The 13833-nt window shown below is 33.0% G+C and carries 12 protein-coding genes; all 12 read left to right on the forward strand.

Annotated features, from left to right (window positions below; genetic code table 11):
- Positions 1-6 precede the first annotated feature (6 nt).
- The 12 genes from WFZ86_RS10840 (at position 7) to darG (ending at position 13829) form a co-directional block, all read left to right on the forward strand.
- Positions 7-3057, forward strand: a complete 3051-nt coding sequence (locus WFZ86_RS10840) for an efflux RND transporter permease subunit (RefSeq protein WP_342691924.1) — start codon at positions 7-9, stop codon at positions 3055-3057.
- Position 3058: 1 nt separating this feature from the next.
- Complete coding sequence (locus WFZ86_RS10845; protein ID WP_342691925.1) at positions 3059-3352, forward strand: hypothetical protein; 294 nt, start codon at positions 3059-3061, stop codon at positions 3350-3352.
- A 7-nt stretch (positions 3353-3359) separates the two neighbouring features.
- The gene (locus tag WFZ86_RS10850; RefSeq protein WP_342691926.1) at positions 3360-4139 is read left to right on the forward strand and encodes an SDR family NAD(P)-dependent oxidoreductase; all 780 of its coding nucleotides are present in this window, start codon (positions 3360-3362) and stop codon (positions 4137-4139) included.
- A 13-nt stretch (positions 4140-4152) separates the two neighbouring features.
- Positions 4153-4590 (forward strand): PaaI family thioesterase, encoded by a 438-nt coding sequence (locus tag WFZ86_RS10855; protein ID WP_342691927.1) that lies wholly within the window; start codon positions 4153-4155, stop codon positions 4588-4590.
- A gap of 505 nt (positions 4591-5095) precedes the next feature.
- Positions 5096-6577, forward strand: coding sequence for a type I restriction-modification system subunit M (locus WFZ86_RS10860; RefSeq protein WP_342691928.1), 1482 nt, complete (start codon positions 5096-5098; stop codon positions 6575-6577).
- Positions 6577-7887, forward strand: a complete 1311-nt coding sequence (locus tag WFZ86_RS10865) for a hypothetical protein (RefSeq protein WP_342691929.1) — start codon at positions 6577-6579, stop codon at positions 7885-7887. The genes WFZ86_RS10860 and WFZ86_RS10865 overlap by 1 nt, the downstream gene beginning before the upstream one ends.
- Complete coding sequence (locus WFZ86_RS10870) at positions 7884-9341, forward strand: type I restriction-modification system subunit M (protein WP_342691930.1); 1458 nt, start codon at positions 7884-7886, stop codon at positions 9339-9341. Before WFZ86_RS10865 ends, WFZ86_RS10870 begins: the two co-directional genes overlap by 4 nt.
- A 1-nt stretch (position 9342) precedes the next feature.
- Positions 9343-10614 (forward strand): restriction endonuclease subunit S, encoded by a 1272-nt coding sequence (locus WFZ86_RS10875; protein WP_342691931.1) that lies wholly within the window; start codon positions 9343-9345, stop codon positions 10612-10614.
- A 2-nt stretch (positions 10615-10616) separates the two neighbouring features.
- Entirely contained in the window at positions 10617-11120 is a 504-nt protein-coding gene (locus tag WFZ86_RS10880; protein WP_342691932.1) for a GIY-YIG nuclease family protein, read from the forward strand.
- Complete coding sequence (locus WFZ86_RS10885; protein ID WP_342691933.1) at positions 11120-12085, forward strand: hypothetical protein; 966 nt, start codon at positions 11120-11122, stop codon at positions 12083-12085. The genes WFZ86_RS10880 and WFZ86_RS10885 overlap by 1 nt, the downstream gene beginning before the upstream one ends.
- Positions 12086-12125: 40 nt before the next feature.
- Positions 12126-12764 carry a type II toxin-antitoxin system toxin DNA ADP-ribosyl transferase DarT gene (darT, locus tag WFZ86_RS10890; protein WP_342691934.1) on the forward strand — a complete coding sequence of 213 codons (639 nt, stop codon included), beginning with the start codon at positions 12126-12128 and terminating at the stop codon, positions 12762-12764.
- Positions 12765-12767: 3 nt separating this feature from the next.
- Entirely contained in the window at positions 12768-13829 is a 1062-nt protein-coding gene (gene darG, locus WFZ86_RS10895; protein ID WP_342691935.1) for a type II toxin-antitoxin system antitoxin DNA ADP-ribosyl glycohydrolase DarG, read from the forward strand.
- The last annotated feature ends 4 nt before the right edge of the window (positions 13830-13833 follow it).

A 13833-nucleotide genomic window follows, 5' to 3' on the forward strand; every position in this document is an offset into this window, starting at 1 on the left:
TAGGCTATGCAAATAACTAATTTTTCCGTTAAAAATTATCAGTTCACGCTGATTCTAGCGCTATTAGTCGCTGTAGTAGGTGTTCTTACCTTATTCACGATGCCACGAGCAGAAGACCCATCGACGCATCCACCACAATATTTGATTACGGTTATTTATCCCGGTACAAGTCCGAAGGATATGGAAGAACAAGTGGTAAAACCTATTGAGAATAAGATTTACGGCTTAGAAAACATCGAAAAAATACTAACCACTGTAGAAGATGGTGTTGCCGCTTTTCAAGTAAAATTTAAATACGGAGTGGATGTTGATAATAAATATCAGGAAATATCTACCGAAATGAATGCGCTAAAAAGCAGTGAATTACCGAAAGATATTTACCAAATCAAAACCGAAAAAATCTCGTCTTCAGATGTAAAAATTCTTCAAGTGGCCTTGGTTTCTGAAAATGCTTCTGATAAAAAACTGCGAGATGAAGCGGATAAACTAAAGACAAAAATTGAAAAAATAACCAATCTTAAGGATGTAAAATACAGCGGTATTCCTGAGCAGGAAATCCGAGTGGATTTGAATTTGGAGAAATTGGCGCAGTTAAGAATTCCATTGAATATCGTAATGGGAAGTTTACAAAGTGAAGCTGCTGATATTCCCGGCGGAAGCATTGATTTGGACACCAAAGTATTCAATGTAAAAACAAGTGGTAAATTCAAAAATGCCGATGATGTCGCCAATACGGTTGTTTATAATGCCAATGGAAAAATCATCTATCTAAAAGAGGTAGCTGATGTAAATTATAAATCAGAAGTAGTAAATCATATTACTAGAATTAACGGACACCGATGTGTTTTGGTTACTGCGGGAATGAAAGACAATGTAAATATTAGTAATGTTCAGAAAGAATATTTACCGATAGTAGATGCGTTTTCTAAAGATTTGCCTAACAACATCGAACTCATAAAAAACTTTGACCAAGCCGATATGGTGTCAAGTCGTTTAGGGCATTTAGGTTTTGATTTTATTTTAGCAATTCTATTGGTTGTAATTACTTTATTGCCTTTGGGCGGAAGAGCCTCACTTATTGTAATGATTTCTATTCCTTTATCATTGGCTTTGGGTTTGATTGCAATGAATGCTTTAGGCTATTCTTTAAACCAACTAAGTATTGTTGGATTAGTCGTGGCCTTAGGATTATTAGTTGATGATAGTATTGTTGTAGTCGAAAATATTGAACGCTGGCTTCGTGAAGGACATTCAAAAATGGATGCCGTTTTAAAAGGTACAAAGCAAATTGGCATTGCTGTTGTAGGTACTACAGCCACTTTGGTTATTGCCTTTTTACCATTAGCATTTCTTCCAGATATGGCAGGCGAATTCATCAGAAGTTTGCCTATGGCGGTTATCACAAGTGTATTGGCTTCTATGCTTGTGGCTTTAACATTGGTTCCGTTTTTGGGAAGCCGATTTTTGAAAACCCACGAACACGGTGAAGGGAATATTTTCCTTCAGTATTTGCAAAAATTTCTAACAAGAGCTTACAGAGATATTATGCCAAAAGCATTAAAATTTCCAAAAACTACGATAGCCATTTCTATATTTTTAAGTGTTATTGCCTTTGGATTGTTTTCGGTTGCAGGATTTAAGTTATTCCCAACTTCGGAAAAACCAATGTTTTTAATCAATATAAAAATGCCACTTCAAGCCAGTATTTCGGAAAGTGACAGGGTAACAAAATTGGTAGAAAAAGAATTGAAAAACCACAAAGAAATTGAATATTTCACTTCAAATGTAGGACATGGAAATCCACAGATTTACTACAATGTGCATCCACAAGATAGAAAATCTGATTTTGCTCAAATTTTCGTGCAATTGGAAGAGGAAGCAAAGCCTTCCGAAAAAACCAAACTGATACTTGAATTGCGCGAAAAATTTAAAACATTGCCTTATGCTAAAGTGGAAGTAAAAGATTTTGAACAAGGAACACCGTTGGAAGCCAATATTGTAGTACGATTATTTGGAGAAGACCAAGAGGTTTTACGCAGACTTTCTTCTCAAGTAGAGACTATTTTAAGAAATCAAGAAGGAACTGTTTACATCAACAACGAGTTAAATACTTATAAAACTGATGTTAAAGTAAAAATCAATAAAGAAAAAGCAAGAACACTAGGAGTTCTAACAAGCGAAATTGACAAAGTAATTCGTCTTGCCGTTGCTGGCTTAACAGTTGGTGATTATATAGATGACCGTGGAGATGCAAGAAACGTTACTATTACTTTACCAAGAGATAAATTTTCGAATCTTGATGCGCTTAAAAATTTATATGTAAATAATGTTCAGGGAACACCAATTGCACTAAATCAGATTGCAACAGTAACTTTTGAAACAGCTCCAACAGCAATAAACCACTTTAACAAATCACGCTTTTCAAAAGTTAGCGCCATGACAAAAGAGGGTTATTTAGCAAATGACCTGTTGGTAAATATCATACCTAAATTGGATAAGCTTAAAATGCCAAAAGGGTATTATTACAAACTATCTGGAGAAAAAGAATCGGAAGGTGATGCATTAGGAGGTAATTTTCTTGCTGTAATTATATTAAGTACGTTTCTATTCATAGCTGTTTTATTGTTACAATTCAAAACATTTAAAGGAATTATCATCGTATTATCTATCATTCCACTAGGAGTTCTTGGAGGTGTAATATTCTTAATAGCATCAGGAAACCCAATGTCATTGGTTTCAATTATCGGTTTCATTGGATTATCAGGAATTCAAGTCAAAAACTCACTTCTTCTTGTTGATTTTACAAATCAGTTAAGACAAGAAGGTAAATCTATTGATGAAGCTATTGCCATTGCAGGTGAAACTCGTTTTCTTCCGGTAGTTTTAACATCAGTGACAGCCATCTGTGGTTTGATTCCACTGGCTGTGAATCCCAATCCTCAAATATCTCCCTTGGCGATTGTGTTAATTGGTGGGTTAATCAGTTCAACTATTTTGGCAAGAATTGTAACTCCTGTGATGTATAAATTGATTCCGCCTAGTTTAGAAAATGAGTAGTATGAATGCCATTTATTACAATATAAAGGACGACAAAATTGTCCATCAATTAAAAGAGAGAATACAATCTAAAATTGCAAGAACACAATGGATGGAAACGCTTGTTTTAATTGAACCAGAGAAGTTTCATTTTAAAGATATAGTCAACCTCTTGTATGAGTTTTTTAAACAAAATCAACTTGATATTGAAGATTTCGTTTATGTGCATAATTTTTCAGGATATGATGAAGACAAATGGTATTGCGAAAGGGTTAAGAAACAAGGATTAAAAAGAATAAGTACAAATTTTAAATAAATACAAAATGGAAAAATACACAATAATTACAGGAGCCTCATCAGGCATTGGTTATGAAATGGCTAAAATTCTAGCCTCAAAAAATCATAATTTGATTTTGGTGGCAAGAAACCTTGATCGTTTAAAAAGTATTAAAGATGATCTTGAATCAAAATACAGTAGTAAAGTAAAAATAGTTCGAAAAGATCTATCCTTATCTGGTAATGCAGAAGCTTTGTATCACGAAATTAAAAAAGAAAAACTCGAGGTTGAATACCTAATAAACAATGCAGGTATTGGCAACTATGGTAATTTTATAGAGACTTCACTTCAGGAAGAGTTAAATATGATTGAACTCAATATCGCTTCATTGGTAGTGCTTACAAAGCTTTTTTCGCAAGATATGGTGAAAAAAGGTTCTGGAAATATTATGAATATAGCTTCTTTACTTTCCTTTTTACCTTTTCCTTACTATTCGGTTTACTCGGCTACTAAATCTTTTGTATTGGCATTTTCAGAAACAGTGAATGCTGAGTTAGAAGGAACAGGCGTCATGGTAAAAGCATTGTGTCCTGGTCCAATTGATACCGGCTTTACAACCACTGAAATGGCTGCAACTAATGCGTATAAAACAAACAAACCTGTTCTTCCAGAAGTAGTAGCTCAAGAAGGGGTTACATTACTACTCAATACAAAAACTAAAAAAATAGTAGGTTTTACAAATTGGTTTATTTCGAATTTACCTCGAGTTACTCCCGATTTTATAATGATGAAAATCAAAAAGAACTTAGCTAGTCAAATCAAATAAAAATAGAAATAAAATGGAAAATAATAGATTACAATTACTTCAAAGTTTTATTGGAAAACCATTTACAGGAAGTCCTTCCCCATTTGCCAAATGGCTGAATGGGACGGTGCTTGCTGTGGATGAAAATTCAATTGAATTTCAATTTGAGGTAAGAAAAGAAATGACTAATCCGGCTGGAACGCTTCACGGAGGTGTTATTTGTGGGATGTTTGACGATTGCATCGGTGTTAATTTTATGATTTTAGGTACAGAATATTTCTTCCCCACCATTAATCTAAATGTGGAGTTTTTTAGCCCAGCGAAAGAAGGCGATACTGTACTAGTGAAAACAACTGTTGTTAAAAAAGGAAAATCGGTAATCAACGTAAAAGCGGATATGTTTCTTTCAAAAAAAATGATAGCATCAGCAACATCAAATCTTGTAGTAAGCCAAATTAAAATCAATGGATAAGCAGATTTAATAAAAACGAATTGATAATGATGCTCTTTCAAATCAGAGCAAAAGCCTGTAAATCTTAGGATTTACAGGCTTTTTTGTTTTGGTTATACCTCAAATCGTAATGTTTAGGAGAACTATTTCTTTTTATAAAAATAGATTACCTAAAATCACGCAAGATCAATGATCAAGAGATAAAAGATAATCCGGTTAGGATAACTCGCGAGCCCACACAATCTCCGTACAGACAAGTCGCGGGCTTTGCTATTCCTATAACTTTCCTATTCTACATACTGCCTACTCAAACCTCTTCACAAAGACTATAAATTCAAAACCCATAAATCTAACAACTCTAATTCGAACAAAAGCCTTGTTGCGATCTTAATAAAATTCACACCTTTTTATGGCTTTTTGTTAATAACAAACCAAGTGTTTACGGCTTTCCTCATATTTCTTTAGTTAGCTTTTTCGTATGTTTGTGGATTACTACTTTAAGATTAAATGCACTAGAATTACAATAATGATTTCAGAAAAGATAACGCTCTCACAACTCGAACAATACTTATCAAAAGCCGCTTGGATTCTTAAAGGTCCCGTTGATGCCTCCGATTTTAAGATTTATATTTTTCCTCTATTATTCTTCAAAAGACTATCGGATGTCTTTGATGAAGAATATCAAATAGCCTTAGCAGAATCGGAAGGCGATGAAGAATATGCCATGCTTCCTGAGTTTCATCGATTTATTATACCAGATGGGTGCCATTGGAATGATGTTCGTGAAACGACTTCTAATATTGGATTGGCCATTGAAAAAGCCTTGCGAGGCATAGAACAAGCCAATCAAGAGTATTTGTATGGCATTTTTGGAGATGCGCAATGGAGCAACAAAAACAAACTTTCTGATAGATTATTGACAGATTTAATAGAGCACTTCTCTCAATATTCCCTATCAAACTCATTGGTAGATCCAGATATTTTAGGACAAGCCTATGAGTATTTGATTAAACATTTTGCCGATTTAACTAATAAAAAAGCGGGGGAGTTTTATACCCCTCGTTCCGTAGTGCATTTGTTAGGTTTAATATTGGATCCGCATGAAGGAGAAAGTATTTATGACCCAGCCTGTGGAACGGGCGGAATGTTGTTGGAATGTGTAGACCATTTAAGAGAAAACAAAGAAGATTACCGAACATTAAAATTATACGGGCAAGAAAAAAACCTAACTTCAAGCTCTATTGCTAGGATGAATATGTTTTTGCATGGGATTGAAGATTTTCAAATTGAACGTGGCGATACTTTGCGGAATCCTGCTTTTTTTGAAGCGGATGGATTAAAAACCTTTGATTGTGTCATTGCAAATCCTCCTTTCTCACTTAAAGATTGGGGAGCCGATATTTGGGTGAATGACCCATTTGGAAGAAATATAGCTGGTGTACCCCCGCAAGGAAACGGTGATATGGCCTGGGTACAACACATGATTAAATCTATGAATGCAAGTGGGCGAATGACAGTGGTTTTACCTCATGGCGCTTTGTTTAGAAAAGCTTCTGAAGGGAAAATTCGTGAAGCCTTATTAAAAAAAGATGTTTTAGAAGCCGTGATTGGTCTAGGACCTAATATTTTCTACGGAACCCAACTAGCAGCTTGTGTATTGGTTTTCAAACAACAAAAAGAAAAGCATAAACAAGGTAAAGTGTTATTTATTGATGGTTCTGAGCAAGTACGTGTGGGTAGAGCACAAAACTTTTTAGAACCCCATCATGTACAGCAATTGTACCAATGGTTTACACAGTTTGAAAATGTAGAAAACTTTGTAAAAGTAGCTTCTATTGAAGACATCAAAGAGAACGATTACAACCTAAACATTCCGCTTTATGTAGAAAAAATCATAGAAGATAATTTGCCTTCGGTAGAGGAAGCTCTAACCGATTTAAAAACGGCTTGGGAGGAAAGTTTGAAAGCAGAAGAGAAATTTAAAACGATTTTAAAGAAATTTATATAATGAATTCACATTTAAATGTTTTCAAAACCTATACAAAAAAAGAAAGAAATCATCAATTAGAAAACGATTTAACAAGAGCTTTGGCTATCTGCTTGCAAGAAGATCCATTGTTTTTTCATGAGGTTTTAAAATTAATATTTACATCATCTAATTATTTTACAGAATTTTTTGATGACATCAATAATTCTAATGAGATAACTATTGAAATACAAAAAAATGCTAGAGATATTCAAGGGTTTGAACATGTATTTGCAATTTCTCTTAGTGAAAATGTAATGAATAAACAGGATTTTTGGAAACAAAATAAACATACTCTATATGATCCTGTATGTGATATAGTAGTACGAATTAATAATGTTGTGATTATTATTGAAGCCAAACGTGACGCTGTAGATTGTACTGCTCAATTGTACAATCAAATATACAATGTGTTTCAAAATAATAAAATAGAATTAAATGAATTAGATAATCAAGTAACTCCTTTTGATTTAAATTGGATAAAATTGATGGATGTTGCTGTTAAAGTATTGAGTTTTGAACGTTCTATAGGTTCTGTTAACCGATTTTTAAGTGACTTCGTTAATTTGGTCAAACAACATAATTTTAAGTGGTTGCCTGAACCCGCTTTGATATCGTTAGCTCCTAATGATACCAAAGCAATAAAAAGAAGATTTGAGTCTGTATTGGGAGTATTAGATAAATCTCCTGAATATGATAAACTGCAAAATGAGAATCGTTTAGGGCTAAAACTAAAAAAGACTTGGGCACAAGAAATTATCTATAATATAGATAAAAATGGAAATTTAGTTGTGGCAGTATATCCAGGTAATACAAAAGCGCAAGGTCAAAATATCTTTTACAAGGATCCAGATTTTAAAAGGGAAATAGAAATAAATGGTAAAAAATACGCTATAACTAAGGATTATCATATTAAATTTAATGGGCAGAGTTACATTACAGGATTGTGGTTTAATGATAAGCAATTAGTTGAACATTCCAATCTTTACTCCAAAGAAACTTTTTCAAGATTTTCAGGTCGTAGAAAGAAAGAAGATTGGAATAACGTAGAAGAATTATTTGATAAAAATTTTAATAAAGATACTTATGATTGGAGATATCATTGTAACTGGAGTCAAAAAATACTCGGATCCAATAGGTCACAATTTGATTTATCTTTTGGTTTTGAATTAGCTGTTCGAATTCCGTATGATGAACTAAAACGAATTGATACTGATAAAAATGATATTATTGGATTAACAGAACTCGTTACCAAAGTGTATCACGAATTAAAAGAAGTAATACTAAAATGACCCAACAACAATTAGAAAAATACCTCTGGGGAGCGGCTACTGCATTACGTGGTACTATAGATGCTGGAGATTACAAACAATATATATTTCCGCTTTTGTTTTTCAAACGCATTTGTGATGTGTATGATGAAGAATTTGAAAAAGCATTAGAAGACAGTGATGGCGATTTAGAATACGCTGCCTTTGCCGAGCACCATCATTTTTTGGTACCAGCAGATGCCCATTGGAAAAAAGTACGCGAAACTACCGTGAATATAGGGATAGCAATACAAGAAGCCATGCGCGAAATTGAAAAAGCCAACCCAGAAACTTTGTTTGGAATTTTTGGTGATGCCAGTTGGACCAACAAAGACCGATTGTCGGATGCAACCTTAACCAACTTAATTGAGCATTTCTCACAACACCAACTCAATCTTAAAAATGTGCCGGATGATAAATTAGGAAATGCTTACGAATACCTAATTAAAGAATTTGCAGACGATAGCGGACATACCGCAGCCGAGTTTTACACCAACAGAACCGTGGTAAAACTAATGACCATGATTATGAATCCGCAACCAGGAGAAAGTGTTTACGACCCAACCTGCGGAAGTGGAGGTTTACTACTAAACTGCGCCTTGCACCTCAAAGAAGAAGGCAAAGAATACCGCACCTTAAAACTATACGGACAAGAAATAAACCTCATTACTTCTGCCATTGCCCGAATGAACATGTTCATGCATGGCATTGAAGAATTTGACATTGCTCGTGGCGATACTTTGGCACAACCCGCCTTTATAGAAAATGACGAATTGAAAAAGTTCAATGTGATCCTGGCCAATCCTCCCTACTCTATTAAGGCGTGGGATAGAAAAAGCTTTGAAACCGACCCTTACGGACGTAATCTTTGGGGAACACCACCACAAGGTTGCGCCGATTATGCGTTTCAGCAACACATCCATAAAAGCATGAATTTATCCAATGGAAGATTTGCAATTTTGTGGCCTCATGGTATTCTTTTTAGAGATATGGAAGCAGAAATGAGAAAAAAAATGATTGAAGAGGATCATATTGAAGCTGTTATTGGATTAGGTGCTAATTTATTTTATAACTCACCAATGGAAGCCATGATTCTTATTGGTAACAACAATAAACCCGCCAATAAAAAAGGAAAGGTTTTATTTGTAAATGGAAAAGCTGATGTAATAGACAATAAAGGATTGGCATACTTAACAGAAAATCATATCAATAAAATGTATCAAGCCTACAAGGATTTTATTGATGTTCCTTACTTTGCCAAAGTAGCAACAATTGAAGAAATGCTTGATTTTAATGGAAACATGAATATCAATTTCTATGTTAAGCAAAAAAATGTAAAAGAAAATTTAACTTTCCCAATAGCTTATGAAAAATGGATTGAGAATGGTGAAAAATTAAAAAAATCAATGAATAAAATGTTTGAGGAGTTGAATTAATATGGAAGAGGCAATAAAAAATAAGATAGCAGAATTATTAATTGATAAAACTGATTGGAAGCTAACCAAATTTGGAGAAGTTGCCATTCAACAAAAGAAGACCGTTGATAGAGATAACACCTCTTTGACGAGATATGTTAAAGGTGAGCACATGGGTTCAGAAGATCTTCATTTACGTGAATGGGGAGAATTAACAGATGAATATTTAGGTCCTGCTTTTATTAGATATTTTGAAAAAGATGATATTCTATATGGCTCAAGAAGAACTTATTTACGTAAAGTGGTAATTGCTCCTTTTGAAGGCATAACATCCAATACAACATTTGTTATTAAGGCAAATGAAAAAAAAATAGACAAACGATTGTTGCCTTATATTATGATGACTGATGAATTTACGGAACATTCAATCAGAAATTCTAAAGGTTCAGTAAATCCCTATATAAATTGGAAAGATATATCTGAATATGAATTCCTCCTCCCACCCAAAGACCAACAAGCACAATTAGCAGAATTGCTGTGGGCAATGGATGAAGTGATTGAAACCGAAATTGAATTGAGTAAAAAAATAGAACAACAATACGAAGTATTCAAATCAAAAATAATTTTAAAGGGTATTAAGAAAAACGTAAAATATTCAGATTTTTTAAAAACTGATGTTGCTGAAGGATGGAAAGTAACTACCGTTGGAAAACTTTTAAAAGAAAAATATATAAAAAATATTCAAGATGGTAATCATGGTGAAATTCATCCTAAATCTAGTGATTATGTTGATGAAGGAATTCCTTTTATAATGGCTAATACATTGTCAGATGGGAAAATTGATTTCGCTAAATCTAAAAAGTTACCAAAAGTTATTACTGACAAATTGAGAATAGGGTTTTCGTTACCTGGCGATATCTTATTAAGCCATAAAGGAACTGTTGGTCAAGTAGCAATCGTACCAGATAAATTGGATTATCCTTATTTAATGCTTACACCTCAGGTAACATATTATCGAACTGACCAAGAGTTTTTAAATAATAAATTTTTGTATTATGTTCTTAGCTCCTTCTATTTTCAAAATCAAATAGAAAAATTAAGTTCACAATCTACAAGAGCATATGTTGGAATTACTTCTCAAGGAAGTTTGAAAATTGCTATACCCGATGATACAAATGAACAGAAAATTATTGTAGAAATTTTAGAAAAAATTGAGAATAATAAAAGACTTTCAGATAGAAAAATCCAAAGCTCCCAATCGTTACAAAAAAGTTTAATTAATCAGGTGTTTTAACAATGGATTATACTGGACCATACCAATATACTTTGCGTATTCAAGGAAATAAAGAAGAACGAAATATTCAGAATAAACTTGATGCTGAGGGGAATATCGTTTCCTTTATAAGTCCAGTAACACTAAACAAACGGCCTAAAATCTATATTTTAAAAGATAAAGAAAATATAATTTATATAGGATATACAAGTCAATCTATAACAAATAGATTACGATACGGTATTAACCCAAAAGGAGCTAAAGGGTATTCTGGCTATAAATGGAAAGTTCATGAAAAATTAGAACTATTGGTCTTCGTTTTTGACAAAGAGTTAATTGGAAATCAAAATGAAGAGGATAAAAAATATATCAGTTTTGTAGAAGCGATTGAAGCTGAACTTGTCTATTTGGTAAGAAATAAAACAGGAAAATGGCCCGAAAACCAAAATGAAATCCATTTTAATAATTTTGAAATAGAAAAAGCAAAGCTAGTTGCCGAAGAACTATACAAAGTAATAGAGAGTTAATGAAATGGTTTGAAGCTGATACCCGATGGGAATTGTTTGGTGTGAAATCATTAGAAGATTTCATTAATAATTATGTGGTAACGGGTAAGTTTCACAATGCGGTTCCAAAAGATATTGTTACGGCTTTTGAAACGGTTAGTTATTTAATGGTACATTCCTATTACCATTGGCCTATGATGGACGAAGCCATGACCAAAGCGTTATTGGTTATGGAAATGGCGGTAAAACTAAAGGCAAAAAAAGATAATATTGCATTAGAAACGCCTCCTAATAAGAGTGGTAAAACGTTTCAAAAAAAGTTGGTTACTTTAATTGATGAAGTTTGTGATGTAAACCATCTTGATTTTTTGAAACTCGATTTTAATAGAGCAAGAAATTTAAGGAATTCTAGAATGCATCCGGAGCAACACAGTTATATGGGGGCTTTAGGAAAGCCTGCGGGGAATATGATGTTGTTCATGAATATAATCAATTTTCTGTTTTTGGAAAAGGCAGCTATTGAAAAACTTAAAGTACGAAGACAAGAACTTAAAGAAGAATTACAGCTATTTCAAAACGGAAATTTTGTTTTAGAATACAATAACACCAAAATCCTGATCGATATTGTTCATTTTCATAAATATGTAAAGTTTAATGATAAAGAATTACTGATGTTGTTAGTAAATCCAGTGCTCAATAATGCTTATCAATACATTACAGAACAGAAGTTTAATGATCCTATAGTTATTGCGTTGCAAGAATTTAAAATTAACGGTTTAACACTTGAAGGTAAAGATTTGAATGGTGGTAACGTTAAAATTGAAACTACATATAATGAAGAGAATATGCTGAAATTTTTGAAGTATAATGAGGAATTAAAAAAGGTTTCGGACCATGATATTTCAGTTTATAATACTTTTTGCTCAGGAAAAGCTTTGTGGGAGATGGAGCAATTGATTTATGAGAATTGTTGGGGATGTAAATAGTAAGATTTTATATATTTAGCCTTTAAAAAAGAAAATACAAATGGCAGTCCCAGAAAAAATATACTTTTACAGAATGGTGCACTGGCAAAATGTGGAATATATTTTGCAAAATGGATTATGCTGCCGAGATCATGTTACTGCAGACCCTGATTATATTAATATTGGTCATCTTCAATTAATTTCCGACCGGCATGACCACCCAATTGCACTACCAAATGCAGGTAGTTTAGGTGATTATGTACCGTTTTATTTTGCAGGACATTCGCCTATGTTGTATTTAATTAAAAATGGCTATCAAGGAGTTACCAAAAGACCTCAGGAAGATATTGTTTACTTGGTTTGTAAATTTGAAACTATTGAAAATTCAGGTTTAGAATATGTTTTTACAGATAGAAATGCAAAAATTTCAATTGCTAATTTTTATACTAATAAACAAGATTTTGAAAAATTGCATTGGGAAGTAATCAATTCAAAGCATTGGAATAATGATGAATCAAATTGGTCTCGTCAAGATTACAAGCAAGCTGAATTTTTAATAAAAAACCACGTTCCGGTACAGTATATTAATGCTATTGTGGTTAAAAACGAAGAAAGAAAGATTTATTTCGAAGAATTATTAACTAAATTAGCACTCGATATAAAAGTACTTATCGATGTAAATTCTAAATTGTACTATTAAATTATGATACGCTATACCAAGGGAGATTTATTAAGCGCAACTACAGAGGCATTAGTGAATACCGTTAACACTGTAGGTGTTATGGGGAAAGGAATTGCTTTACAGTTTAAAACAAGATTTCCACAAAATTTTAAAGTGTACCAGGAAGCCTGTAAAAAGGGAACTTTTAATACAGGTCAAGTTTTAGTAGTTAGAGAAGGTGATTTATTGCACCAAAAAACCATTGTAAATTTTCCCACCAAAGCCCACTGGAAAGCAGATTCTAAATACGAATACATAAGTACAGGATTAGAAGCACTTAAGAATGCCTTATTAGAATATAATATCAAAAGCATTGCGATTCCTCCTCTTGGATGTGGTAATGGGGGATTAGATTGGAACCGTGTTAAAATCATGATTGAAGAATCTTTGAGTCATGTTGATTGCGATATTGTAGTGTATACACCAAATAACGAAATAAAAGCTATTTTACAAAAAGAAACGGCAAAAAAGGAAGCAAAATTGACTCCAGCAAGGGCTATGTTGATTTATTTGTTGTTTCAATATGAAGCTTCAGGCGAACAAAGCAGCTTGTTTGTAGCCAATAAATTAGCTTATTTTTTGCAAAGGAAAGGTGAAAAATTGCGTTTAAAATTTGAGGCGCACCATTATGGTCCTTATACAGTACAGTTAAACCATGTTTTGATGCATCTAAATGGAGTATATCTTAAAGGAATGGAGCAAAATCAGGCAAAACCTTTTGAACCATTATGGCTTAATTATGATAAGTACTCAGAAATAGAAAGCTATCTAAAAGAAAACATAAACTTTGAACAACAACAACGTTTGAACAGCGTGTTACAATTATTGCAAGGTTTTGAATCTACTTTTGCTCTAGAATTATTAGCCACAGTTGATTTTGTGAGTACTGAAAATAAAAGTAATGATATCGAATCCATACAAAAAGCAATAGCTTCATGGAGTAATCGAAAAGCAAATCTTTTTGAGAACAAACAAATTGAAATAGCACACAACCACCTTAAAAATCATACTGAAAACATATTTAATTCCGCAATTAGAGACTGAGTTT

It is taken from the genome of Flavobacterium polysaccharolyticum, from assembly GCF_038739875.1.
GTDB classification, from domain to species: Bacteria; Bacteroidota; Bacteroidia; order Flavobacteriales; family Flavobacteriaceae; genus Flavobacterium; species Flavobacterium polysaccharolyticum.